The organism is Serratia silvae (genome assembly GCF_023282985.1).
Taxonomy (GTDB): Bacteria; Pseudomonadota; Gammaproteobacteria; order Enterobacterales; family Enterobacteriaceae; genus Chania; species Chania silvae.
On record NZ_JAGQDC010000010.1, the window covers coordinates 54,758 to 78,364 of the forward strand.

The following is a 23,607-nucleotide window of genomic DNA, read 5'->3' on the forward strand; positions in this document are numbered from 1 at the left end:
TGATGCTAATAAGAAGTTTGTTATTCTGTTAGCAGTGCACATTATTATAATCGCTAAAGTCTCAAGGTGATATCACCGGTATCAATGATTAGCCTGTCATTATCTATTGATGAGTTAACGACAGGGTTTAACGGAAAATGGTTCTATTTTGCTTTTTTTTAGCCGGGATCTCAGGTAACACTGCGGCTTGTCCGGTAAATGTTTCTTCGGCCACATAGAGGTGAATGATTATGTTGTCCTCCCTGACCGGGCTTAATTTCACACTCGTTTCAGCCAGTTTGCCAGCAACGACCTTTGCGGTGGTGAGCTTTGAATTGCAGGAGGCTTTTTCTACCCCTTATGCCCTGGAAGTATGCCTGGTCAGTGCCGATCCTGCGGTAGATTTTGCGGCGGTCATGGATAATACCGCGACGCTGACGGTAACCCTGGCCGGTGTGGTTCAGCGCTCGATCAGCGGCATTGTTTCCTCGTTTGAGCAAGGGGATACCGGGCTGCATCAAACACAATACCAAATGGTGATACGCCCTGAACTATGGCGGGCGTCATTGCGGCAGAACTCGCGTATTTTCCAGTTGCAGGATATTCAGACTATCCTTGCTACGCTGATGAAAGAAAACCGGATTACAAAAGTAGACTACGCGTTTAGATATCCGCATCCGCAGCGTGAGTTCTGCGTCCAATTCTCTGAAAATGACCTGAGTTTTATCCAACGGCTTATTGCCGAGGAAGGTATCTTCTACTTTTTTGAGTTTGATGAGAAAGGCCATACCCTGGTATTTACCGACGATATCTTCGCGCTGCAAATCGGTCTTGAACTCCCCTACAACGCAACTAATGCAGTAGCTTCCCCTGAGCTCTGCATCAGTTCACTGCGCCTGAGCAGCCGGATCCGGCCAACCTCAGTGACGCTTAAGGATTACACTTTTAAAGACCCCATTTGGCGTGCAGAGTACGACCGAATGGGCCGCGATCTGCAGAACCAGCAACAGGTTTACGAACACTACGACTATCCTGGGCGGTTTAAGGATGGTATTGGGGAAAAGTTTGCCCGGTATCGCCTTGATGGTCTGCGCAACGATGCCCATCAAGGCTACGGGGAGAGTAATTGTTTTGCCTTGCAGCCGGGGATCCGCTTTACCCTCGGTGCCCACCCCCGGGAAGATTTGAACACCTGCTGGCAGCCGGTGCAGGTTATCCATCGCGGCTCACAGCCTCAGGCGCTGCTCACCTCCTCTGGTGGCCAGGGCACCACGCTCAGTTGCCAATTCAGTTTTATCCCAGACCAACAGACCTGGCGTCCGTCGCCCCTCCCTAAGCCGGTAATGGATGGGCCACAGATAGCCAAAGTCGTAGGTCCGGCTGGTGAAGAAATCTATACCGATGCGCATGGTCGTGTACGGCTGCAATTCCCGTGGGATCGTGAGGCCAAAGGTGACGACACTAGTTCCTGCTGGGTGCGGGTATCACAAGCCTGGGCTGGCGAAGGTTGGGGGGCTATTGCCATTCCGCGTATCGGTCAGGAAGTGATTGTCGATTTTCTGGGTGGCGACCCAGATCAGCCGATAGTGACCGGGCGGACGTACCATGCCAATAACGTAGTGCCTAACGGTTTACCTGCCAAAAAAACCCAGATGTCTATTCGATCAAAATCCTACAAGAGTCAGGGGTTCAATGAACTGCGCTTTGAGGATGCAACCGGGGCGGAGGAGCTGTATCTGCATGCGCAGAAAGACATGCGAACAGAAGTACTGCATAACCGCAGTACCCGTGTAGATAACGATCACAGCGAGCATGTCTTAGGCCACCAGTCGGTGACTGTGGATAAGAACCAGACCATTGCTGTGCACATGAATGAGAAAGAAACGGTAGATATGAACCAGAGCTTGCTGGTTGGGATGAACCAGACGGAAACCGTGGGGATGAACAAGGCCGAGACCATTGGCATTGCCAAAGCGTTGACGGTTGGCATGGCCTGGCAGACCACGGTGGGTATGGCGATGAATACCTCGGTCGGTGTTTCCCAGTCTTCCCAGGTGGGGCTCACCAAATCGTTGCTGGTGGGGCAGAGTTACCACATTGATGTGGGTAAGAAAATGAGCGTGAGCGTGGGCGAGCGCATAGAGCAAAGCGCCGGCAAGGTAGCCATTTACTCCGCCGGGGAACACCTGGAGTTGGTTTGCGGCAAGGCCCGGTTAGTGCTGACGAAAGACGGGGGCATTTTCCTCAATGGGCAGCACATTGAATTGCAGAGCAAAAGTGGCCTGCACGGTGATGGCGACATGGTGCAGTGGAACTGCGGGGCGTCACAAAAAGCACCGGACTCCCCAAAAAGTGAGCCTTTACCCGAAGAGGGGGGAGATTAACCCCTGATATGCCCGATATTTCGCCTGTTATTTTGATAGCGATGGTTAGACCGATTTCAGACAAGGAGCGTTAACATGAGTGGAAAACCCGCAGCCCGCCAAGGGGATGCAACCCTAAAGGGAGGCCCGATAGTTCAGGGGGCGGCCAGCGTGTTAATTGGCAGTTCTACTGGCATTGCCTGTTCTGTCTGCCCCGGCGGTATCACCACGGGTAATCCGGTGAACCCATCGTTGGGTGCCAAAGTGTTACCCGGCGAAACGGATGTCGCCTTGCCAGGCCCCGCCCGGTTGGTGATAAACCGTAGCTACAGCAGCTATCAGACCCCGACTCCAGCCCCGATTGGCCTGTTCGGGCCGGGTTGGCAAGGGGCATTCGACGTCAGCCTGCAGGTACACCCAGATGTACTCATCCTCAATGACAATGGTGGGCGCAGCCTGCACTTTGAGTCATTGCAGGCCGGAGATATCGTCTACAGCCGCAGTGAAAAACTGTGGTTGGCCCGGGGTGGCGTAGCTGAGCTTAACGAGAGTCATGCGTTGGCTCCACTCTGGCACTCTTTACCACTGAGCCTGCGTGAAGACACTCATTACTACTTTGTGGCGAATGACCCGCTGGGGCCGTGGTGGGTGTTCGGCTATGTGCAGACCGTTCCTGCGGTTGACGCCGTGTTACCTGAACCATTGCCGATCCACCGCCCGTTGTGGGGGCTGGCCGAGCGCAATGGCCACCAACTGCATTATTTGCGCGATGCCGACGGTACATTTGCCGGGAAAATCACCGGTGTGGTAGATGGCGCTGGGCGGCGCTTCCGGCTAGAGCTGACTCAAATTCCCCCGTTGATCCTTACCCGCGTGAGCGGCTATGGCACCGATGACGGCATACGCTTGTCTGCGGTATATCTGGTCTCGGCTCCAGGGTTTGCCGATCTGCCCAGCGCTCCGCTGGTGCGTTATGAGTACAACCCGCGTGGAGAATTAGCGGTAGTGTATGACCGGGCCGACCATCCCGTGCGGCAGTTTGAGTGGCACCCTGACTATCTTGGACGAATGGTAGCTCACCGCTACGCTGGTCGCCCTGCCACCCATTATATCTATAATGATGAAGGTAAGGTGGCCACTCAACACAACCCTGGCGGGTTGGATTATCACTTTGTCTATGAGCCACAGCTCACCAGAGTCACCGATAGCCTGGGGCGTGAAGAGATTTACCATTTTACTGGTGAAGGAGGATTGCGCCGGCTGGTAAAACATCAGAACGCAGATGGCGGCTTTACGCTCAACGAATTTGACGGCAGTGGTCGCTTGACCGCTACGGTTGATGCCCTAGGGCGCAAAACCGAGTTTGAGCTGGACGTGGCGAACGGCAATCTGTCTTGTATCACGGCACCGGATGGCAAGCAGACCCGCTATAGCTACAATGCCCAGCATCAAGTCGTCAGGGTCATTCAGCCGGATCGCAGCGAAATCACGAAAGAATATGACGATCTGGGGCGGTTGATGGCGCAAAGCGATGCCTTGCAGCAGACGACTCGCTATCACTACGCCAGCGATGTTTCCGATCAATTGGTCGCCATTGAGGTGCCGGACGGTGGACGCCAGCAACTGGCGTGGACCGAATACGATCAGCTCAAACGCTACACCGACTGTTCTGGATGCGCCACGGATTATGAATATGATTTGTGGGGGGAGGTGACTCGAGTCACCTATGAAGAGGGGCTGTCAATCACGCGGGCCTATGATGATCGTGGGCGTTTGACTCGATTCACTACCGCCACTGGCGAAAGCACGCATTATCAGTACAACGAGGCGGGTGATCATGTGCGCACAACCTTCCCCGACGGAGGGTATGAAGATAGCGAATATGATGAATGGGGACGGGTGCAGCGCAGCTTACTGGCTAGCGGCCGCCTGATTCAGCAGTTCCGCCACGATGTGGCCGGGCGGTTGCGGGCGATTATCAACGAAAACGGCGCACAGACGCTTTTTGAATACGACGAGCGGGATCGCTTAGTGAAGGAAACTGGCTTTGATGGGCGTCAGCAGTCGTATCACTACAATGTGGGGGGCGAACTGACTCAGAGTGACGACTGCGGGCTGACCACGGATTGGCATTATGACTCTGCCGGACGGGTGATAAAGAGTGTCTGTCCCTCGCTGACCGACGGTAGCCCAGATGAGATGAACTGGTCTTACACCGAAAACGGCCTGTTGCAGAGCCTAGAACACCACAGTGCCGGTCACCGGGTGAGTGTGCTGTGGCAGCGCGATCTAACCGGGCGAGTAATCAGGGAGTCTCAGAAGGTGCTCGATCCGCACGAACAGGTTCGCTGGAGCCATACCATTGGCCACAGCTATCAGGCGCGAGGGGGATTGGCGCAAACCCTGCCGGATGGCCTGCCGGCGATTGATTGGCTGACTTACGGCCCTGGTCACCTACTGGGCGTTGCTTTGGATGGCAAACCGCTGTTGGAGTTTGAACGTGACGCGCTGCACCGTGAAAGCAGCCGCCGTTTTGGTGCTACCACCCGACAAACAGACTACGATGCGGCAGGCCGTTTAAGCCGCTTTGCCCTGGCAGGCCAGCCAACCTCGCCACTCAATCGTGAACACCGGTACGATAATCGTGGGCTGTTGACCCATATCAGTAACGGTGCTGGTGACATGCGTCATTTTGTCTATGATGAGGCTAATCGCCTGAGTGAAGAACTCGGTGTCTACCCGTCACAGTATCAGTACGATCCGGCAGGAAACCGTCTGCCACGAATGCGTTCCCCGGCCTCTTTTGAGCCACATGAGCGCAGCCCGATCCATCCGGCACTGTTGGACAACCGCCTGCAGGAAGACGAAACCTTTATCTATCGGCATGACGTCTACGGCAATCTGGTAGAGAAGCGCTGTCATGCCAATGACAGCGAAGTGCACCGCTACGGCTATGACAGCAAGCACCGATTGATCCACTATGCTTACACGCTAAGCTGGAGTGACGGCCACGGTACCACTCAGGGGGATTACATCTATGATCCGCTGGGGCGTCGGGTGGGTAAACGCATCCTTCACCTTAGCCCGCAGGGCATACCTCGTGAAGATGCATGTGTGACGTGGTACGGCTGGGATGGTGACAGATTGGTACTTACTGAAAGTGACGGGCAGCGTGTTCATACGCTCTATCAACCGGGCAGTTTTGTGCCATTGTTACGTATTGAAGGTGATGCGCCACCGGTGGTGCAGACGCTGGTCCAGACCTTGGAGCAGGACGCGGGTATGCGTTTCGAGCCGGAGGTCTGCGACCAACTACATCGGTTAGAACAGGAACTGCGTGAGGGTACCCTGAGCACACATAGCCAGCAATGGCTGAACCATGCGCAACTGAACCAGGAACAACTACTGGCGATGCTGAAACCGTTGCCGGAACGAGCAACCCCGTTAGTTCACCTCTACCACTGTGACCATCTGGGCACTCCGTTGGCGCTGATCAATCAGCAGGGGGGTGTAGATTGGCAGGCTGAATTTGATGCCTGGGGCAATCAGGTTGCAGGGCGCAATCCGCAGCGCCTGTACCAGCCGATCCGTATGCAGGGGCAGCACTATGACGAGGAAACGGGGCTGCATTACAACCGCCATCGCTACTATGATCCGATGCTGGGGCGGTATATCAATCAGGATCCGATTGGGTTATTAGGTGGGATGAATTTATATAGTTACCCGTTGAATCCGCTTCAATGGGGTGACCCATTGGGGCTTGATGTCAGATTGGTAAATACTCACGCAGTAGGTGGTTGGCACAGAAAAGTTGAGGTTGATGATGGAGCTGGAACTTATGGTATAAGCTTTGGCGTCTATACTCAAGATCCTAGCATATCGGGAAGCCCATCAGGTATGCCCAACGCAGGAAAAGCCGGAGATGGGATGGTATATGTAGACAATGATAACGCTATAAAAATAGCTGAGTCATTCAAAACGACACCAGAAGAGGATGCTTTAATAAAACATTATTTAGAGGGCCAGATAGGAAAAACAGGTTCATATAATGTTGCTTTTAATAATTGCAGAACTTATTCAAATAGTGAGTATAATGAAGCTGTTCGCATGGTTATTAAAAAAAGAGTAAAAGATAAGTTTAATAGTATAATTGAGAGTATTAGAGGGTTTTTTTAAATGAATAACTTTATTTTTTTTGTGTTAAGCTTTATACCTTGGTGCAAGACTAATGTATCAATGGATTCTTTATCTGAATCATACTCGTACTTTATATATGAATCAGGGGGAATTGTAAGACAAGGTGTTATTTCTGACAATAAAGTAAAGGAAGTATTTCTAGAGAAATCTTCGAACTTATCTGATTGGTCATATGATATTAAAAGCTATGCTCCAAAAATTAAATTTACTTCAGAATTAAGTTCCATTTCTTGTAATGAATCTGGTGTAATATCATTTAACAAGTTAAATGAAAATAAAGATTCTTTTCAACTATCAAAAAGCGATGTTGCTCTATGTGATACATTATATTTTTTGATAAAAAATCGACAGGCATAGCCGTGAAAAATGAAAGAGTTTTATTATTTTGATAAAGAGGGCTATTTTTTCTCCTGTGAGGATATTTATCACCGCTGATCTACCTAAAAAGCCGGTTGAGATTTGATTAGCAATTCGAAGCAGCCCTTTAGGGCTGCTTCAGTGACAAAACAGGCTACTTCACCAGCGGTTTATCACCAGGCTGGGCCGTCTTGAACTTCGCCAAATACTGCGGCTGGAAGATGCACATACGCAGCACGGTGCGGTATGCGCCGCTAACGAAGAATTCGTCAATAAGTTCGCCTTCCACCTCAAAGCCCAGCTTGCTGTAAATATGGATCGCCTTCGGGTTTTCTTTATCGACGATCAGATACAGCTTATACAGGTTGAGTACCGAGAAGCCGTAGTCCATCGCCAGTTTGGCGGCGGTGCTGGCGTAGCCTTTGCCCTGATGCGCCGGATCGATGATGATCTGGAATTCGGCGCGGCGGTGGATATGGTCGATCTCGACCAGTTCAACCAGCCCGACCTTGGCCCCTTCATGCTCGATGATAAAACGCCGTTCGCTCTGGTCGTGAATGTGCTTATCGTACAGATCGGAAAGCTCAACAAAGGCTTCATAAGGCTCTTCGAACCAGTAGCGCATGACGCTGGCGTTGTTATCCATCTGGTGAACAAACGCCAAATCTTCCCGCTCCAGCGGGCGTAGCCTGACGTTGGTGGTGCTCGACATACATTCTCCTCGGTATCAATAATCTGGCAAAAGTATAACCCCAGGAGCTGATCCAAGGCGAAAAAAAACGGCACCGTGAAAGGCACCGTTTAGATTGCAGGTAAATGGCGGGTCAGTCGGCGGCATAACCTTGTGCTGGCAGGCGTTCGCCGTCCAGCCAGGCGGCGTTGTCGCGCATTGCCAGCCGCCCTTCGATAAACCAGCTCACCACCAGAGGGTAAATGGTGTGTTCCTGGGTCTGTACCCGCTCAATGACCTCATATTCCTCGTCACCGGGGAAGATCGGTACCTTGGCTTGCAGGATCACCGGGCCACCGTCGAGCTGCTCCGTGACGAAATGCACCGAGGTGCCATGTTCGGCGTCGCCGTTGTCGATAGCCTGGCGATGGGTATGCAATCCGGGGTATTTCGGCAGCAGGGAAGGGTGGATATTCAGCAAGCGCCCGGCATAGTGCTGCACAAAGGTGTTGCTGAGGATGCGCATATAACCGGCCAGCACCACCAGATCGGGTTGGTATTGGTCGATGGCTTGTGCCAGCGCGGCGTCAAAGGCTTCACGATCGGCAAAGGCTTTGGCATCCAGCGCTTGAGCGGCAATGCCAGCCGCTTCGGCACGTTGCAGGCCATAAGCCTGCGCGTTATTGCTCAATACCGCCACGATAGTGGCGTCGATCCGGCCCTGTTGGCAGGCGTCGATCAGCGCTTGGAAATTACTCCCCTGGCCGGAGACCAACACCACAATCTTTTTCATCACTGGATGACCACTTGTTGTTCGTCAGAAGAAGCGGTCAGTTTACCAATCTGCCAGGCTTTTTCACCCGCAGCGGTTAATATTGCGATGGCTTTTTCTACCGATCCCTGTGGCAGTGCAATCACCATACCGACGCCGCAGTTAAAGGTGCGGTACATTTCATGACGGCTCACGTTGCCCGCTTGCTGCAACCAACTAAACACGGCAGGCCACTGCCAGCTCGATTCGTCGATCACCGCCAGCATCCCCTCTGGCAATACGCGTGGGATGTTTTCCCAGAAACCGCCGCCGGTCAGGTGAGCAATCGCGTGCACTTCCACTTTCTCGATCAATTCCAGTACCGATTTGACGTAAATCTTGGTCGGTTCTAGCAGATGGTCTGCCAGCGGTTTTCCCGCCAGGTCGGTGGTGGTGGGATCGGTTTTGCTCACTTCCAGGATCTTGCGCACTAGCGAATAACCGTTGGAGTGCGGGCCTGAAGCGCCTAGAGCGATCAGTGCATCGCCAGACTGTACTTTGCTGCCGTCGATGATTTCGGATTTCTCAACCACGCCCACGCAGAAACCGGCGACGTCGTAGTCTTCACCGTGGTACATGCCGGGCATTTCGGCGGTCTCACCACCGACTAATGCACAGCCGGACTGTTTACAGCCTTCGGCAATCCCGGTGATCACGCTGGCAGCGGTATCCACATCCAGCTTGCCGGTGGCGAAGTAATCGAGGAAGAACAGCGGCTCAGCACCCTGAACCACCAGATCGTTAACACACATCGCCACCAGATCGATACCGATGGTGTCGTGGCGTTTTAAATCCATCGCCAGACGCAGCTTGGTGCCCACGCCGTCGGTGCCGGAAACCAGTATCGGCTCGCGGTATTTCTGCGGCAACGCGCACAGGGCGCCAAAACCGCCCAGCCCACCCATCACTTCCGGGCGGCGGGTCTGTTTCACTACACCTTTGATGCGGTCTACCAATGCGTTGCCAGCATCGATATCGACACCTGCGTCTTTATAGCTGAGAGAGGTTTTGTCGGTCACTGCGCGATCCCCACGACGGTTTGCGGTTTGAGAACGGTGCTTCCGGCGGTGATGCCGGAACCAGGCGCGGCAATTCTAACAGCGCAAGCAAACGTTTGCGAGAACCATGTGAGCCCGCTCGAACATTTCGTCTTCTATACTGTTGATCACTCTTTTGTTGATCTCGATCCGGCTATTGGTAGTGGCGTTGGGAGCAAAAGGCGGTATAATCCGGCGATTTTTTTGGCCGTCAACCACCTTAATAGGAGAAAAATGATGAAGATCGTTGAGGTGAAGCACCCGCTGGTTAAGCACAAGCTTGGTCTGATGCGCGAACATGATATCAGCACCAAACGCTTTCGTGAGCTGGCTTCTGAAGTGGGTAGTTTGCTGACCTATGAAGCGACCGCCGATCTGGTGACAGAGAAAGTCACCATCGAGGGCTGGTGTGGGCCGGTTGAAGTTGAGCAGATTAAAGGGAAAAAAATTACCGTAGTGCCAATCCTGCGTGCCGGTCTGGGCATGATGGAAGGGGTGCTGGAGCACGTACCGAGCGCTCGTATCAGCGTGGTTGGGGTTTATCGTGATGAAGAAACCCTGGAGCCTGTTCCTTATTTCCAGAAACTGGTTTCCAACATCGATGAGCGTATGGCGCTGGTGGTTGACCCAATGCTGGCTACCGGTGGTTCGATGATCGCCACTATCGATCTGTTGAAGAAAGCCGGTTGCAGCAGCATCAAGGTGCTGGTGCTGGTTGCGGCTCCTGAAGGGATCGCCGCGCTGGAGAAAGCGCATCCGGATGTTGAGCTGTATACCGCTTCGATCGATCAATGTCTGAATGACAAAGGGTACATCGTGCCTGGCCTGGGTGATGCAGGCGATAAGATATTTGGTACCAAGTAATCAATAAGCCGACCTGAGAGTCGGCTTTTTTATGCTCTCAGTATTGCCGAGTCTGGTAATCCATTGGGCATAGATAACCCAGCTTACACAAATGACAACGACTCAGAGGAAAAACACCCCATGACCCGTCGCGCCATCGGCGTTAGTGAACGCCCGCCGCTGTTCCAGACTATCCCACTCAGCTTCCAGCATCTGTTTGCCATGTTCGGGGCCACCGTGCTGGTGCCAATCCTGTTCAAGATCAACCCGGCGACGGTGCTGTTGTTCAACGGCGTGGGGACATTGCTGTATCTGTTTATCTGTAAGGGCAAGATACCGGCCTATCTGGGTTCCAGCTTTGCGTTTATTTCACCGGTGTTGCTGCTGTTGCCGCTGGGGTATGAGGTCGCTCTGGGTGGTTTTATCATGTGTGGCGTACTGTTCTGCCTGGTGGCGTTGATCGTCAAGAAGGCGGGAACCGGTTGGCTGGATGTGATGTTCCCGCCTGCGGCAATGGGCGCAATCGTTGCCGTCATCGGTTTGGAGCTGGCGGGCGTGGCGGCCAATATGGCCGGGCTGTTACCGGCGGAAGGCACCTCCGCAGACAGCACCACCATCACCATTTCGCTGGTGACGCTGGGGGTGACCGTCTTAGGTTCGGTGTTGTTCCGCGGTTTCTTGGCGATTATCCCGATTCTGGTTGGGGTGTTGGTAGGCTATGCGCTGTCGTTCTTTATGGGCGTAGTGGATCTGACGCCAATCCGTGACGCGCACTGGTTTGCCTTGCCGACCTTCTACACGCCACGCTTTGAGTGGTTCGCCATCTTCACCATTCTGCCTGCGGCATTGGTGGTGATTGCCGAGCACGTTGGTCACCTGGTGGTCACGGCGAATATCGTTAAAAAAGACCTGCTGCGCGATCCAGGCCTGCACCGCTCAATGTTTGCCAACGGGATTTCTACCGTGATCTCTGGTTTCTTCGGCTCAACGCCAAATACCACTTATGGTGAGAACATTGGTGTTATGGCCATCACCAAGGTTTACAGCACCTGGGTGATTGGCGGAGCGGCTATTCTGGCCATTCTACTTTCCTGCGTAGGCAAGCTGGCGGCGGCGATCCAGGTGGTGCCGGTGCCAGTGATGGGCGGCGTTTCCCTGTTGCTGTACGGTGTGATTGGCGCTTCGGGTATCCGCGTATTGATCGAATCCAAGGTGGATTACAACAAGGCGCAGAACCTGATCCTGACTTCGGTGATCCTGATTATCGGCGTTAGTGGCGCGAAAGTGCATATCGGTGCGGCGGAGCTGAAAGGTATGGCATTGGCGACCATCGTCGGTGTTGGCCTAAGCCTGCTGTTCAAACTGATCAGCCTGTACCGTAAGGAAGAAGAAGTGATCGATGTGCCGGAAGAGCGGCTTGATCATCAATAACAGGCAAGTGCTTATCAGCATGATGGAGCCAGTGTTACTCTCCTCAATGGTGAGGAACATTGGCTTTATGCATGGAAATGTTGCACGATTATAACCGATTACAGAAAAGAATGGGCGTATCGGTAATATAGATAAGATATCCTTGCTTACCTGCCGGGCGAATGGTGTAGCCGGTTAAGCTATTTAATTTAGAGAAAATATCTGGAAGTAGCTGTTTTTCGATATTTTCAGGAATGGTATCTCTGGCATATTTATTAATGTAGAGGGTTTTAAAGAAATATAATCCATTGTTATCAACTTGATAGCTGATAATAATATCACGCCTGACATAGTATGTGTCATTTCCAGTATGATATTTTGCAGTCAATGAAATTCGTCCTTTCCCATCATCTCGGCTATTGTTTCCTTTTAAATTCATGATGATATGTTGGTCGGATATCATTCCAGGTTTTGGAACGAAAATTTTGTAATAAAGCGTTGATTCGCAAGATATAGATTCCGCTTTGTTTTTTACGTAAATCAAATAATACGCCGATGCCAGAGTAGCACAGGTTAATATTACTAAAGGAATGATATTCTTAGTCTTCATAACCGGTCCAATGATATGTTTTGCAGTTGCTTTTTAAATTCCCGTCAATTTTGTTATCACACAAAATAATTGATTCTCTTTTGACTTCATTATTGCCGAAATAATATAAATAATGTTTTTTAACGTGGCTGCAAATTACTTCCCTCTTGGACGCTCTTGATTTTACATATGAAAATGTTAAATTTTTAGATTCACCATATATTTCACAGTTTTCATATTGACCCAATAAAGGATAATTATCCTCTAACGGTTTTATTGAAGCGTAAATATAAATCGATAAAATAATAATGATGGCAGTAAAAATGTAAGAATATCGATATATTCGTCTTTTAATTAACCTATTGCTTACTTTTGGTAAGTCATTTTTTTCTAATGGTGAAGTCAGTTCTTTGTCAGTTTTTTGGTGCTGATTTTGATTTTCTTGTTGCTTTACGTATTCGAACTTCTCGTTGAATGGCTCAATAGTAAATTCTAATGGAATATTGAATCCGGAACGTGGAGTCGTTTTAATAATGTTTTTATCTAATCCCAGAGAGCAAAGGTGTTTCCTCAGGATATAAATATGCTGATAGAGAGTATTAGCGCTTACAACGACGCCTTTCTGTCTCCAAATGTCATTGATAAGCTCATCTGGAGGGACAATTTGATGATCGGCATCAATGAGTTTTTGTAAGCATTTAGCTGCAGGCTTAGAAAGCTTTACTTTTACTTCTGACTTATTAAGGTTGAAAATTTCCCCGTTATCAATATTATAGACTATCTTTTTATCTATCATGTAGTAACCAATCATCTCAATCCTCTGAGCAATTAAAGTCATCTAACATAATAGGATTGTTCTTGTTTGCTGTAAAGTCTTATCCTGATTTAGTTTGGAACCTATCATGAGTGTAAAATACTGTGCTTGTGTCTGTTTTTTGATTTCACTTTGATAGGTAAAGCTTAAGAGGATCTAATTCAAATGGGACAGAATGATGCAATGAGGTACCCACGTTACTCATCAACACCATTCTGCCTGCGGCATTGGCGAGCACATCGACCACCTGGTGATTGCGGCGGAGTTGAAAGGTGTGGCGCTGGCGACCATCGTCGGTATCGGTCTGAGTCTGCTCATTTCCTGAACCTCCTGTTATTAGGCAGAGATCCTATCCTTTGTTAAGAACATTCTAGATTCATGCTTATATAAAATAATACGTTTGATATCCCGATGTTATTGTTTCAATAATGTAACAGGCTGTGATTAACCTCGATAGGGTTTTTCCAACGTCTTTAATCCGACGCTGAGATCATGATTTCCCGCGTTCAAATCAATATGGCAAACAAGTCCAGTTATCATTGCGTTGGTGTGAAGGTACTCGACGCGGCCATCAAAAATACCCAAGTTATTACCGATAGAGGCTAGTCTGCAGTGACATGGCAGGTGAGTTAAAAACCTCACCCTGAGTCGTCGTCGTGCAACCGGGAAATGAAAGAAATGATAGGCGGGTAGCCAAACGGGCGCTGCATTGCGCCCTACAGACCAAATCTGTTTATTGATTGGTGGGTTGGACCGGTTGTTCGTTTTTACCGTCAGCCTGTTGAGTCTTACTGTCCATGCTGTTCTTGAGCTGTTCGGTTTTTTCCTTGGCTTGCTGCGCCAGATCGTTAGCTCCGTTAATTGCATCGGCCTTGATGTTTTTGGCTTGGTCGATCAGCTGCTGACTTTGTTTGTCTGCATCCTGTTTGATCGCTGCTGCTTTGGCTTTGGCCTCATCAGTAAGGGCATCTGCCTGCTTGGCTGCGTCATCTTTAATGGCGGAGGCTTGGTCTTTCAGCTGTTCCGTCTGGGCCGCCGCGGCATGTTTGATCTCATCTGCTTTGGCTTTGGCATCGTCAGTCAGTTGATCCGCTTTCTTTGCCGCCGCATCTTTCATTTGCTCGGCACTGTCTTTGGCCTTATCCAGATGGGAATCAACCTTGGCATCATCGCAGCCCACCAGCAGCAAGCCCACCATTGAGGCCAATAGCACTTTATTCCACGATTTCACGGTCTAGCTCCTTTCGGTTATCTTGTGTTTGTGGGATTGATCTTAGAACAGCTTGACTATATAAGACAAATCTCGCATCAAAATAAACCTTTTTACCGTCGATGGTGGCTGATTTTTCGCCACCATCGTGGTGCTATCTGCTCAACCGTTACTCAATATCTTGCTGATTAACTACGATCCAGTTTTTATCGGCGGTAACTGGCTGACCCGCTTTTTTCTGCTGGGCGGCAGCATCTTGTTGCAGTTGTTCCAACTGTTTTAACGTTGCCGGATTTCGGCTGATCCAGAGTCGTTGGCCGATTTGCGCATCGGTGCTGTTTAATAACATATAGGTATCGGAGTAAAGGGTATCACCGCCGACTAAAATCGGTTTTTTCCACTGGTCGATATAGCCTAAAATACTGCCCGCTTTGCCTTCAAACCAGGTCATTGGGTTGACAATATACGGCGTCATCGTCAAGTCCTGATTTTTTTCTGGGTGGTAGTTTCCTGCCTTTATCTGCTTACGTGCCGTAGTCAATTCGCCGGTTTTGCGGTTTACCAACAGAGTATTTACGCCAATCACATTTTGCGGTTTGACGTTGTAGCCATATTTCGGATTGCTGGCAACCATGCGTACCAGCTCTTCGTGTGCGGCACTCATGATGTAGACCTCAATACCATTTTCTTGCAGTTTGGCAAACAGCTGCTGCATACCGCGCAACAGGCGTGGCGGTTCTACATTCTTTTGGTGCAGTTTATTGTCCTGAATAAAGTTGGCCGGTATTTTCTCTTTCAGCGCCATCAAGTCATTAACGTGTTGATTTAACTCCCGTAAGGTAAAGCCGGAAAATATCTGCGCCGCCCAGGGATAGCAGATCAAATCGTCCATTTCGCACAGGCGATGATAGTAGCTGTATAGGCTTTCAGGTTCGCCGAGGCTATCATTGAAGGGGATCAGAATTAATGAGGGATCGATTTTTTCCCGCTTCAATAGCCCTTTATTTTCCAGGTAGGGGAGCAGCGACTCTTCCAAATCGTTTTTGTAGGTGGTGTTGTCCATATCAAACACGGCAAAGTCACCTTTATTGGCTCGTTCAGCAATCAGTTGACTTAGCACCTTGGCCTGTTCCGCTGGCCAAGCGGATAATTCTGTTGCATTGACTGTGGATACGGATATTGCGCCGATAAATGTCATTAATAAAGCAATTACTTTTTTAAAACCAAACATCAGGGTACCCTCTATTTATGTTTATTTGGCTGCGATTATAGGTGCTGATTTGAATAAAAATAGGGTGTTGATCGCATTTCTAGCAATAGAGTAAATAGAGAGGATTATGCTAGGATTAATGTTAAATTCAAGATGTGAATGATTGGGCTTTAATATATAACCCAGTATTCGAGATATATTTAAATGGCCGGGGGTGGCTATTTTTTGAACACGTGAGTCGTGTAAATAGTTGAGTGATTGAAAAGTGAACAAACTCTGGCTGCGAACCTGTTGTTCTCACTGTGGGTTCAACAGCAGTCGCTTTTTGTGTTAGACTGACTGCGTTTTCCTGCCAGTTTTGGTTGAGGTGCTTTTCTGAATACGCCGGCACAGCTTTCACTGCCACTTTATCTACCCGATGATGAAACTTTTGCCAGTTTTTATCCGGGTGAGAACCCATCCTTATTAGCCGCGATCCAATCCGCAGTCCGTCAGGAGCATGGTAGCTATATCTATTTCTGGTCACGCGAAGGCGGGGGACGCAGCCATTTGCTACATGCGGCCTGTGCCGAACTCTCGCAGTGTGGCGAAGCAGTAGGCTATGTCCCTTTGGATAAACGGGCTTATTTTGTGCCCGAAGTGCTGGACGGCATGGAACAGCTGGCGTTGGTTTGCATCGATAACATCGAGTGCATTGCCGGGGATGAGGAATGGGAGATGGCGATTTTCAATCTCTATAACCGCATTCTGGAAACCGGCCGCACCCGCCTGTTTATCACCGGAGATCGTCCGCCGCGCCAGCTAAATCTGCATTTACCGGATCTGGCCTCGCGCCTGGATTGGGGGCAGATCTACAAGCTACAGCCACTGTCGGACGAAGAGAAACTACAGGCGTTGCAGTTGCGCGCCAAACTGCGAGGTTTCGAACTGCCGGAAGACGTGGGCCGTTTCCTGCTCAAGCGCCTGGATCGTGAAATGCGCACGCTGTTTATGACGCTGGATCAGCTTGATCGTGCGTCGATCACTGCGCAACGCAAGTTGACCATTCCGTTTGTGAAGGAAATCCTGGGGCTGTAGCTAGCCACTATTCCCACTCTTTAGACTATTCACCCCTCGAGCGCACAGCGGAATGACAGGATATGCGCCTGTGCAGCACTGGCGGCGGCAAGCGGGGGAGCTGGCAGACGAGTTTCGTATGGAACTGGTGGATGAGATATTCAGCATATACACGTTGTAATTTCAGTGGCCGGGCGGATGAGCACCCGGCTAGCCGTCACGGGATCACAAGATCTCCAGCACTTGCTCCGGTGGTCTGCCAATGCGGGCTTTGCCGTCTTTGACCACGATTGGGCGTTCAATCAGTTTCGGGTGGGTCACCATCGCTTGCAGCAGTTGCTCTTCGCCCAGGGTTTTATCCGCCAGATTCAGTTCCTTGTAGAGATCTTCTTTCTTGCGCATCAGTTCACGGGCCGAAGCGAAACCGAGCTCTAGCAGCAGTTTTTTCAGCTCAGAGACAGAAGGTGGCGTATCCAGATACAGCACCACCTGCGGTTCGATGCCATGCTGTTCCAACAGTGCCAGCGTCTCACGGCTCTTCGAGCAACGTGGGTTGTGATAAATAGTGACGTTTTTCATCTTTTCTCTTTCCTTGTTCAAATCAAGTGCGTTGGAACTTGCTGAAGGTTCTTTGCAACTGACGCAGTTGGTCAATCCGCGCGTCATAGCGAGCCTGTTTCAGGCTGCCCAGCTTTTGCAATGAGCTGGCGTTGCTGAGCAAGCCGATCGCCTGATCCAGGCGGCCTGCCAGCGCCAGGCTTTCTGCCCGGGCAGAGAGTTCTTCATCGCGTAGCCCTTGGGCGGCACTGGCCTGAGCCAGCAGATCCCAGCCGTTCGGATCGTCTGGATGGGCAAAGGTATAACGGTTGAGGATTTTTGACGCTTTAGCGGGTTGATTGCCCTCAACGTAAGCGTTCGCCAGGTTGAGCAGTAACACTGAGTTATTACTTTGTGCCGCATTGACCGCCTCAAGCCGAGCAATGGCCTGAGCGGCCTTATTCTGACCCAGATCGATGTCGGTTAGCAGATCCAGCATCCAGACGTTTTTCGGATCTTTTGCCAGCAGTGGCTGAATAAGATCGCGCGCTTCGTCGTATTTTTTGGCTTCGTAGAACAGGATCGCCCGGCCATATTTGGCGGCTATTTGCTCGCGAATGTTGCCCTTGCTGTAAGTGTCCAGTACGTCTTCGCTCAGGCCGTAGCCTTCTGAGCTGTACATCCCCAGTGTACGAACCCTGGCCAGCAGATAGTCCTGGCTGGATTGCACCAGATGGCGTGGCATTTGGTTGGCGCGGTTGCGGGCGTCCGAAAGTCGACTGTCCGGCAGCGGGTGCGTCAGCAGCATTTCCGGTGGTTTAGAAGCGTAGCGGGACTGATCGGCCAGCTTTTGCAGGAAGTCTGGCATCGCTTCGGGATCGAACCCGGCGCGCTGCAATACCTGAATACCGATACGGTCGGCTTCTTGTTCGTTCGCTTGAGTGAAGCTGATCATCCCCTGCTGCGTTCCCGCCAGCGTACCACTCAGCGCCGCCATGCCCATGGTTGGGTTAGCCATCGCCAGCAGGATCGAGCCCAGTGCGCCCACCCAGGTCAGCGGTGCGTTGCGTTGCTGATCTTCCATTGCACGGGCCAGATGGCGCTGGGTCACGTGCGAAATTTCGTGCGCCAGAACCGAGGCCAGTTGGCTCTCGTTATCGGTTTCACGGAACAGGGCAGAGTGCAGTACCACGTTGCCACCGAAAAAGGCAAAGGCGTTGATCTCGTCGTTACGGACTAGAAAGAAGTGGAACGGTGTGCGCACCGAATAGGCGCTGGCGACCAGCCGGTTACCCAACTGGTTAATATACTGGGTTAATAACGGGTCGTTGATCAACGGGGCGCTAGCACGCAGCTGCCGCACGTAAAAGTCGCCCATGGTCAGTTCCTGGCCGATGCTCAACGTGCCCCCAGCGGAAGTCCCCATATCCGGTAGTTGGTCTTGCGTTTGGGCGTTAACCGGTGCCAACGCAGAGGTGCAAAGCGAGCCGAGCAACAGGACTGTTAGCGCTGTTTTAGTCAACCGGATGGTCATAGTCAGGTTATTCCCTCATTAAAGTCATCAACTTTACCCGTCGTTGTTACCTGCACATAGCTACTCTTCCCATCCCTTCGGGGCCGCTGTGTACAGCGTTCAAATCTGTTCCTGACAGATTTGTCACTCCAGTCACTTACTAAACGTAAGTTCCTGGGGATGAGATAGCTTGTTGCCTAGCTGCAGCTTGAAATTCATAGGGTATAGACGCCAGCATCAGATAAGAGTTCTTCTTCCATGCCAGACTCTCCAGTACAATCATCACGAAAGTGCGTTGGCTCACAAAAATGCATTTTCAGGGATCGTGCGCCTGAGCGGCATAACGCTATCACATCATAGCCAGCCACAACCCATATTGAAACGTTTGCACGGTGATAACCGGGCTAAAATTATTTAAAAATCATGTCATACCTGCTCGGCCGTACAGGGATTGGCGAGCCTCACCCCCCATTGATGGAATAAGGAGCAATCTCAGATGTTGGAGATGTTATTACAGTGGTACCGACGTCGTTTCACCGATCCGCAGGCTATTGCTTTGCTGGTGATCTTGGTTGCTGGGTTCTGCATCCTTTATTTTTTGCACGGTATCTTGACCCCCTTACTGGTGGCGCTAGTGCTTGCCTACCTGCTGGAATGGCCTACCGCACGCCTTCAGCGCCTGGGATGTTCGCGCACCTGGGCGGCAAGCCTTATGTTGATCGTGTTTGGCGGTATTGCCATGTTGTTGGTCTTCGTGGTCGCGCCAACCGCCTGGCAACAGGGGATCAACCTGATGACCGATTTACCGAGTATGCTCAATCAGTTCTACAACTATGCGGCGACCTTGCCAACACGCTATCCGGCGCTGGTGGATGCGGGCATCATCGATATGATGGCGCAGAACCTGCGTGAGCGTCTGTCGGGGATGGGTGAGTCGGTGGTTAAATTCTCGCTGGCCTCACTGGTTGGGCTGTTGACGCTGGCCATTTACCTGATCCTGGTGCCTTTGATGGCTTTCTTCCTGCTGAAGGACAAAGAGCAGATGATCAATGCGGTGCGCCGCGTGTTGCCGCGCAACCGTGGGCTGGCAGGGCAGGTGTGGGTCGAGATGAACCAGCAGATCACTAACTATATTCGCGGCAAGGTGCTGGAGATGGTGATCGTTGGGGTAGCGACCTATCTGGTGTTCTTCATCCTGGATATGCGTTATTCCCTGCTATTGGCGGTGTTGGTTGGCCTCTCGGTGCTGATCCCTTACATCGGCGCGGTACTGGTGACGATCCCGGTGGTGGTGGTGGCCATGTTCCAGTGGGGCATTGGTGCCGATTTCTGGACGCTGATTATCGCTTATCTGGTGGTGCAAGGGTTGGACGGCAATCTGCTGGTGCCGATCCTGTTCTCCGAAGCGGTCAATCTGCATCCGCTGGTGATCATTCTCTCGGTAATTATCTTCGGCGGCCTGTGGGGATTCTGGGGCGTCTTCTTCGCCATCCCATTGGCGACATTGGTGAAAGCCGTGATCCACGCCTGGCCGGATAACATGCTGGTGGATGTGGGTGACGAGGTGAAGTAAGGGAAATAAAGCGCAGCAGCATCAGTTGCTGCGCTTATACCCATCGTCTTTCAAGCTACAGCGTGTGCACAACTCGACCCATCCACGGGCCTTGCCCCTGTCACTTTCCTAAGTAAGTTTCAGGGGATGAGCAAGCTTGGCGCCTAGCTGTAACTTGAAATCCATAGGGTATATGGATTCTGTTATTGCTGCAGGTAGTTCAGAACGATTTCGTGGTGATTGGTGGTCTTGAAATCATCAAACACTTTCTCAACCTTGCCGTCGGTGCCGATCAGGAAACTGATACGGTGAATGCCATCATAGGTTTTGCCCATGAAGGTTTTCTCGCCCCAAACACCAAACTGCTCAGCTACCTGATGATCTTCGTCGGATAGCAGCGTGAAGTTGAGCAGCTCTTTCTCAACAAAACGCGAGAGCTTTTCGGGTTTATCGGTGCTGATACCCAGCACTTCGACGCCCGCCTTTTTCAATTCATCCATGTTATCCCGTAACCCGCAGGCTTGCACGGTGCAACCTGGCGTCATGGCTTTGGGATAAAAGTAAACAAGTACTCGTTGTCCCTGGAAGTCGGCCAAGTTAATTTCCTCGCCATCCTGGTCGAGTAAACTAAATTTCGGCGCTGTATCACCGGCTTTCAATGGGCTCATAACTACTCTCCATCTCTCTCATCATGCTGTGGATAGTTCACTACGCTAATACTGCCTTGCGCATTCAATTCTGTACATAGGCGATAAAAGGCTTGTTCAATATTTGTGGCATCCTGACCGCCAGAACTGTGAGCGGTGATCTGGATATAGAGCTGGGAGGGCAGCTCACCCTGTGCTGGCTGAGTCCGTGACACCAGCTCGGCAATATTCATCTGGCTCGAATCAAACAGGCCGGTAAACCGCTCGATGATATGCGGGGAGTCTTTTACCTCAACCTGTACCCACACTGTAGCCGGCATTGGCGGTCTTTCTTGCGAGTTTGTGCGTTTCATCACGATCAGTAAATCCAGCTCGGCGCCTTTTTGCGGCAAAGTGGATTCGATCAGGGTAATCGCGTTCCAGCTACCTGAAAGCAGCATGATGAAGGTGAACTCTTCACCCAGCATGGCCAGACGGCTATCTTCGATGTTGCACCCGCAGCTACTGACGTGGCGGGTGATGGCGTTGACGATACCGGGGCGATCGGCGCCCAGTGCGGTGATCACCAGATAGTGTTCATCAGGCTTAGGCAAAATGCAGCTTCCTGTCGTACTGAATGGGGTTACCATGGTAAACACAAAAAAAACCGCCTGCCAAGCGCTTAGACACGTTGTTTGCTTGCTTTTGGATAGGTGACAAAAGTACCATGGGTGACTTGTTTGTGGAGGGGACGGCCAATGTTTACGGGAAGTATTGTTGCACTGGTTACGCCGATGGACACCAAAGGTGCTGTCGATCGTGCGAGCCTAAAAAAACTGATTGATTATCATGTAGCCAGTGGGACCGCGGCGATCGTTTCCGTAGGAACTACCGGCGAGTCCGCCACGCTGCCCCATGACGAACATGTGGATGTGGTCTTGCAGACGCTGGAACTGGCCGCAGGCCGTATTCCGGTGATCGCTGGCACGGGTGCCAACGCGACCAGTGAGGCTATCTCATTGACGCAGCGTTTCAGCAATACCGGTGTTGTGGGCTGCCTGTCGGTCACGCCGTACTACAACAGACCGACCCAGGAAGGTCTGTATCAGCATTTCAAAGCCATTGCCGAAAGCACCGATCTGCCGCAGATCCTCTATAACGTGCCTTCGCGCACTGGTTGTGACATGCTGCCGCCAACCATCGCTCGTTTGGCCAAAATTAAGAATATTGTTGCCGTTAAAGAGGCAACAGGGAACTTAAGTCGTGTTAGTCAGATCCAAGTGCTGGTTGATGATGAAGACTTCATTTTGCTGAGCGGCGACGACGCCAGCGGTCTGGACTTCATGCAACTGGGTGGCAAAGGGGTGATTTCCGTGACGGCCAACGTGGCAGCTCGTGAAATGGTCGAACTTTGCCGCCTGGCGGCGCAAGGCAACTTTGCCGAAGGCCGCCGTTTGAATCAGCGCTTGATGCCTTTGCATCAGGATTTGTTCGTAGAAGCAAACCCAATTCCGGTGAAATGGGCCTGTAAGGCATTGGGATTGATGGCAACCGATACGATGCGTCTGCCTATGACGCCGTTGACCGACGCTGCCCGTCCTGTCGTGGAGCGTGCGTTGAAAAGCGCCGGTTTGCTGTAACTCTTAGGGAGATTTGATGGCTTATTCATTGCAAAAGTCGACGCTAGCAACGGTCGTGGGATTAGCGCTGGTGATGACGCTGGCGGCTTGTTCTACCGATCAGCGCTACAAACGCCAAGTTAGCGGAGATGAGGCTTATCTTGAGGCCGCACCGCTCAAATCGATGAGCGCGCCGTCTGGCATGATCCTGCCGGTACAAACCGGCAATTATGAAGTTCCGGCAAACGCGCAGAAAGGCGCTGTTGGCAAGCAACTGGATATCCGGCCACCGGTACAGCCGCTGGCACTGTTGAGCGGTTCCCGTGGTCAATATGCGGGTGACAGCGGCACGCTGTTGATGGAAAGCAGTCCGCAGAACGATAACCTGTGGTCTCGCGTAGCCAGCCTGTTGCAGAGCAAAAATATTCCGATTGCCTCACGTACGGATGCCAGCCAAACGCTGACCACCGACTGGGTGAAGTGGAACCGTCTGGATGAAGACAACCAGTACGAAGGCCGCTACCAGATCACGGTACAGAAACAGGGTTACCAGCAAGCGTTGGTGGTGAAAACCCTCGAACTGCGCCAGCAAGGGAAAACCGACAAGGTCACCGATCCTTCTGAAGTTCAGCGCTACAACGGTATGATGATGAACACCATCGTTGAAGGCCTGGACAAGCAGGACAACCTGTCGAGCAGCCAGTCCGCCAACCGTATTGGCGTGTTGGACGTGCAGAGCGGCGCGGATGACACCGGTTTGCCGACGCTGATCGTGCGTGCGCCGTACACGGTAGTGTGGGATCGTTTGCCACCGGCACTGGACAAACTGGGGATGAAAGTGGGTGACCGCAGCCGTCCGCAGGGTACCGTCGCCGTAACCTACAAATCCCTGAGCAGCGGTGATTGGGATGCGTTGGGCGCGAAAGATCCTGAACTGAAAGAAGGTGATTACAAACTGCAGGTCGGTGATTTGAATAACCGTACCAGTTTGCAATTTATCGATTCCAAAGGTAAGCCGTTGACCCAGTCGCAGAACGATGCGCTGGTAGCGGTTCTCCAGACGGCTTTCAGTAAAACCAGCGTTAAATAATCACATCTAGGGGCTACGGCCCCTTTTTGTTTTGCTGATACGGTATCGTTTGCGTCGCAGATTTGGCACAATAGTTATCAGCAAACCAAAGAACTTATCAGGTCAATTTTGTGCCCAGTAGGCT

20 protein-coding genes and 1 pseudogene are annotated in these 23,607 nt (G+C 51.4%); 10 read left to right on the top strand and 11 right to left on the bottom strand.

The window, feature by feature from the left end:
* Window positions 1-230 precede the first annotated feature (230 nt).
* The 3 genes from KAJ71_RS13580 to KAJ71_RS13590 all read left to right on the top strand — a co-directional run bounded on the left by KAJ71_RS13580 (window position 231) and on the right by KAJ71_RS13590 (window position 6,896).
* Window positions 231-2,363, top strand: a complete 2,133-nt coding sequence (locus KAJ71_RS13580) for a type VI secretion system Vgr family protein (protein WP_248946226.1) — start codon at window positions 231-233, stop codon at window positions 2,361-2,363.
* Window positions 2,364-2,438: 75 nt separating this feature from the next.
* Entirely contained in the window at window positions 2,439-6,518 is a 4,080-nt protein-coding gene (locus KAJ71_RS13585) for an RHS repeat-associated core domain-containing protein (protein WP_248946227.1), read from the top strand.
* Window positions 6,519-6,896, top strand: coding sequence for a hypothetical protein (locus KAJ71_RS13590; protein WP_248946228.1), 378 nt, complete (start codon window positions 6,519-6,521; stop codon window positions 6,894-6,896).
* 154 nt (window positions 6,897-7,050) lie between these two features.
* On the opposite strand, the gene speG is transcribed toward KAJ71_RS13590, so the two are convergent.
* From speG to purM, 3 genes are all read right to left on the bottom strand, one after another.
* A complete protein-coding gene (speG, locus tag KAJ71_RS13595; protein WP_248946229.1) occupies window positions 7,051-7,608 on the bottom strand; it encodes a spermidine N1-acetyltransferase in 558 nt (185 codons plus the stop codon).
* 112 nt (window positions 7,609-7,720) lie between these two features.
* Window positions 7,721-8,359, bottom strand: a complete 639-nt coding sequence (gene purN / locus KAJ71_RS13600; RefSeq protein WP_248946230.1) for a phosphoribosylglycinamide formyltransferase — start codon at window positions 8,357-8,359, stop codon at window positions 7,721-7,723.
* Window positions 8,359-9,396 carry a phosphoribosylformylglycinamidine cyclo-ligase gene (gene purM / locus KAJ71_RS13605; protein WP_248946231.1) on the bottom strand — a complete coding sequence of 346 codons (1,038 nt, stop codon included), beginning with the start codon at window positions 9,394-9,396 and terminating at the stop codon, window positions 8,359-8,361. The genes purN and purM overlap by 1 nt, the downstream gene beginning before the upstream one ends.
* Before the next feature lie 255 nt (window positions 9,397-9,651).
* On the opposite strand from purM, the gene upp reads away from it, so the two are divergent.
* Both upp and uraA read left to right on the top strand, forming a co-directional pair.
* Complete coding sequence (upp, locus tag KAJ71_RS13610) at window positions 9,652-10,278, top strand: uracil phosphoribosyltransferase (protein WP_024484908.1); 627 nt, start codon at window positions 9,652-9,654, stop codon at window positions 10,276-10,278.
* A 120-nt stretch (window positions 10,279-10,398) separates the two neighbouring features.
* Entirely contained in the window at window positions 10,399-11,688 is a 1,290-nt protein-coding gene (gene uraA, locus KAJ71_RS13615) for a uracil permease (RefSeq protein ID WP_248946232.1), read from the top strand.
* 88 nt (window positions 11,689-11,776) lie between these two features.
* Here uraA and KAJ71_RS13620 read toward each other — a convergent pair whose 3' ends face one another.
* Both KAJ71_RS13620 and KAJ71_RS13625 read right to left on the bottom strand, forming a co-directional pair.
* Window positions 11,777-12,277, bottom strand: coding sequence for a YqeJ family protein (locus KAJ71_RS13620; protein WP_248946233.1), 501 nt, complete (start codon window positions 12,275-12,277; stop codon window positions 11,777-11,779).
* Window positions 12,267-13,067 (bottom strand): winged helix-turn-helix domain-containing protein, encoded by an 801-nt coding sequence (locus KAJ71_RS13625; RefSeq protein WP_248946234.1) that lies wholly within the window; start codon window positions 13,065-13,067, stop codon window positions 12,267-12,269. Before KAJ71_RS13625 ends, KAJ71_RS13620 begins: the two co-directional genes overlap by 11 nt.
* 437 nt (window positions 13,068-13,504) lie before the next feature.
* Between KAJ71_RS13625 and KAJ71_RS23645 the strand changes: the two are divergent.
* Window positions 13,505-13,680: pseudogene (locus KAJ71_RS23645) on the top strand (RNA-guided endonuclease TnpB family protein); the annotation flags it as partial.
* Between the two features lie 123 nt (window positions 13,681-13,803).
* Here KAJ71_RS23645 and KAJ71_RS13630 read toward each other — a convergent pair.
* Both KAJ71_RS13630 and KAJ71_RS13635 read right to left on the bottom strand, forming a co-directional pair.
* A complete protein-coding gene (locus tag KAJ71_RS13630; RefSeq protein WP_248946235.1) occupies window positions 13,804-14,301 on the bottom strand; it encodes an E3 ubiquitin--protein ligase in 498 nt (165 codons plus the stop codon).
* A 148-nt stretch (window positions 14,302-14,449) separates the two neighbouring features.
* Window positions 14,450-15,400: an HAD family hydrolase gene (locus KAJ71_RS13635; RefSeq protein ID WP_283106764.1), complete on the bottom strand. Its 951-nt coding sequence runs from the start codon at window positions 15,398-15,400 to the stop codon at window positions 14,450-14,452.
* Window positions 15,401-15,865: 465 nt separating this feature from the next.
* On the opposite strand from KAJ71_RS13635, the gene hda reads away from it, so the two are divergent.
* On the top strand, window positions 15,866-16,567 hold the full coding sequence (gene hda, locus KAJ71_RS13640) for a DnaA inactivator Hda (protein ID WP_248946309.1): 702 nt from the start codon (window positions 15,866-15,868) through the stop codon (window positions 16,565-16,567).
* A gap of 204 nt (window positions 16,568-16,771) precedes the next feature.
* Here hda and arsC read toward each other — a convergent pair whose 3' ends face one another.
* Window positions 16,772-17,125 carry an arsenate reductase (glutaredoxin) gene (arsC, locus tag KAJ71_RS13645; protein WP_248946236.1) on the bottom strand — a complete coding sequence of 118 codons (354 nt, stop codon included), beginning with the start codon at window positions 17,123-17,125 and terminating at the stop codon, window positions 16,772-16,774.
* A gap of 22 nt (window positions 17,126-17,147) precedes the next feature.
* A complete protein-coding gene (bepA, locus tag KAJ71_RS13650; protein ID WP_248946237.1) occupies window positions 17,148-18,617 on the bottom strand; it encodes a beta-barrel assembly-enhancing protease in 1,470 nt (489 codons plus the stop codon).
* A 475-nt stretch (window positions 18,618-19,092) separates the two neighbouring features.
* On the opposite strand from bepA, the gene KAJ71_RS13655 reads away from it, so the two are divergent.
* Window positions 19,093-20,169: an AI-2E family transporter gene (locus tag KAJ71_RS13655; protein ID WP_248946238.1), complete on the top strand. Its 1,077-nt coding sequence runs from the start codon at window positions 19,093-19,095 to the stop codon at window positions 20,167-20,169.
* A gap of 182 nt (window positions 20,170-20,351) precedes the next feature.
* Here the strand turns inward: KAJ71_RS13655 and bcp are convergent, their stop codons facing one another.
* Window positions 20,352-20,816, bottom strand: a complete 465-nt coding sequence (gene bcp / locus KAJ71_RS13660) for a thioredoxin-dependent thiol peroxidase (protein ID WP_248946239.1) — start codon at window positions 20,814-20,816, stop codon at window positions 20,352-20,354.
* 2 nt (window positions 20,817-20,818) lie between these two features.
* Window positions 20,819-21,424, bottom strand: coding sequence for a glycine cleavage system transcriptional repressor (locus KAJ71_RS13665; protein WP_248946310.1), 606 nt, complete (start codon window positions 21,422-21,424; stop codon window positions 20,819-20,821).
* A gap of 108 nt (window positions 21,425-21,532) precedes the next feature.
* On the opposite strand from KAJ71_RS13665, the gene dapA reads away from it, so the two are divergent.
* Window positions 21,533-22,414, top strand: coding sequence for a 4-hydroxy-tetrahydrodipicolinate synthase (gene dapA / locus KAJ71_RS13670; protein ID WP_248946240.1), 882 nt, complete (start codon window positions 21,533-21,535; stop codon window positions 22,412-22,414).
* A gap of 16 nt (window positions 22,415-22,430) precedes the next feature.
* Window positions 22,431-23,483, top strand: a complete 1,053-nt coding sequence (gene bamC, locus KAJ71_RS13675) for an outer membrane protein assembly factor BamC (RefSeq protein ID WP_248946241.1) — start codon at window positions 22,431-22,433, stop codon at window positions 23,481-23,483.
* Window positions 23,484-23,607 lie beyond the last annotated feature (124 nt).

Excerpts from the sequence above, each read along its gene's own strand:
- KAJ71_RS13580 (WP_248946226.1), top strand. The coding sequence starts at position 231 with ATGTTGTCCTCCCTGACCGGGCTTAATTTCACACTCGTTTCAGCCAGT.
- KAJ71_RS13585 (WP_248946227.1), top strand. The coding sequence starts at position 2,439 with ATGAGTGGAAAACCCGCAGCCCGCCAAGGGGATGCAACCCTAAAGGGA.
- KAJ71_RS13590 (WP_248946228.1), top strand. The coding sequence starts at position 6,519 with ATGAATAACTTTATTTTTTTTGTGTTAAGCTTTATACCTTGGTGCAAG.
- speG (WP_248946229.1), bottom strand. The coding sequence starts at position 7,608 with ATGTCGAGCACCACCAACGTCAGGCTACGCCCGCTGGAGCGGGAAGAT.
- purN (WP_248946230.1), bottom strand. The coding sequence starts at position 8,359 with ATGAAAAAGATTGTGGTGTTGGTCTCCGGCCAGGGGAGTAATTTCCAA.
- upp (WP_024484908.1), top strand. The coding sequence starts at position 9,652 with ATGAAGATCGTTGAGGTGAAGCACCCGCTGGTTAAGCACAAGCTTGGT.
- uraA (WP_248946232.1), top strand. The coding sequence starts at position 10,399 with ATGACCCGTCGCGCCATCGGCGTTAGTGAACGCCCGCCGCTGTTCCAG.
- KAJ71_RS13620 (WP_248946233.1), bottom strand. The coding sequence starts at position 12,277 with ATGAAGACTAAGAATATCATTCCTTTAGTAATATTAACCTGTGCTACT.
- KAJ71_RS13625 (WP_248946234.1), bottom strand. The coding sequence starts at position 13,067 with ATGATTGGTTACTACATGATAGATAAAAAGATAGTCTATAATATTGAT.
- arsC (WP_248946236.1), bottom strand. The coding sequence starts at position 17,125 with ATGAAAAACGTCACTATTTATCACAACCCACGTTGCTCGAAGAGCCGT.
- bepA (WP_248946237.1), bottom strand. The coding sequence starts at position 18,617 with ATGACCATCCGGTTGACTAAAACAGCGCTAACAGTCCTGTTGCTCGGC.
- KAJ71_RS13655 (WP_248946238.1), top strand. The coding sequence starts at position 19,093 with ATGTTGGAGATGTTATTACAGTGGTACCGACGTCGTTTCACCGATCCG.
- bcp (WP_248946239.1), bottom strand. The coding sequence starts at position 20,816 with ATGAGCCCATTGAAAGCCGGTGATACAGCGCCGAAATTTAGTTTACTC.
- KAJ71_RS13665 (WP_248946310.1), bottom strand. The coding sequence starts at position 21,424 with ATGGTAACCCCATTCAGTACGACAGGAAGCTGCATTTTGCCTAAGCCT.
- dapA (WP_248946240.1), top strand. The coding sequence starts at position 21,533 with ATGTTTACGGGAAGTATTGTTGCACTGGTTACGCCGATGGACACCAAA.
- bamC (WP_248946241.1), top strand. The coding sequence starts at position 22,431 with ATGGCTTATTCATTGCAAAAGTCGACGCTAGCAACGGTCGTGGGATTA.